Here is an 892-nt window from a genome sequence, read left to right as displayed (position 1 = left end):
ATTTTGCCGTTGGCGCGGACGGCGTGCGCGTTTCGCAAAATGGCGCGGAGCATACTCAGGTTCTGTCGATCAAAGCGTCCGACGTGCTGCCGGAAGGCGGCGGGGCGGAGGTTTCCTACGTCCTTGGCTACAAGACCAAGAAGCTCATTCAGGTCAGCGTGTCCTGGTCGAAGGCGACCGATGACAAACTGACCCCCGAGCGGCTGGTGTCGAACGCCGACACGTTGCACGCCTATTTCATGGCCGCCGGCTACAAGCCGGACACGATCGTCAACAATGTGGCGGTGAGCAACGGCCTGTTGCTGTTTCGCGGCGGCGACGCGGCCGGCCACACCACGGTTCTGCTGCTGCAAGGAACGACGACGGGCGATAAGACGCCGCGCGCGTTCTCGCCCAATGCGCTTGTCCTTTTCTATCTGGCCGACGCCAAGAACCCGGACGTCTATCGCGTTCAGCCCGGGAAGTTTTGATCGCAGCATGAGGGGGGCGCGGCCTGCGGAGCTGGGTTCGCGGGCGCGCCAGAGGGAAACGAAATGCTCGCCCGTTTGAAGCGACAGGTGACGTTGGGGGCGCGCAAGCGGGCGTTGCTGGGCAGTTCGGCGCTGTTTCCGCTGGCCTTGGGTCTTTTTGGCTCGCCCGGGGGGATGGCGCAGGCGGTCAATATGGGCCAGTCGCCTGGCAATCTGATCCTGGCCACCGGCCGTACGGCGACGACGATCGGCGTTGCGGGCCGCACGACGACGATCAGCACGACGACGATGAGCGGCGGCAACGCCTATAATTCGTTCTCGCAGTTCCGCGAAGGCCGGGGCAACACCGTCAATCTGATCGTCCCCGGTTCGGCGAAGAACCTCGTCAATGTGGTGACGAGCGGTCCGGTCGACATTCAGGG

General features: G+C 63.9%; 1 protein-coding gene and 1 pseudogene. Both read left to right on the top strand.

Going from position 1 to position 892, the window contains the following annotated elements; genetic code table 11:
* A pseudogene (locus GSQ90_RS28520) lies at positions 1 to 470 on the top strand (hypothetical protein); the annotation flags it as partial.
* A 63-nt stretch (positions 471 to 533) separates the two neighbouring features.
* The coding region (locus tag GSQ90_RS28515) for a hypothetical protein (RefSeq protein WP_158818382.1) at positions 534 to 892 on the top strand (359 nt) is incomplete at its 3' end.

Source organism: Methylocapsa sp. S129 (assembly GCF_009765995.1).
In the GTDB taxonomy this organism is placed as follows: Bacteria; Pseudomonadota; Alphaproteobacteria; order Rhizobiales; family Beijerinckiaceae; genus Roseiarcus.
Note: the sequence above shows the minus strand (reverse complement) of the source record. Positions and strands in the feature narration are given on the sequence as shown.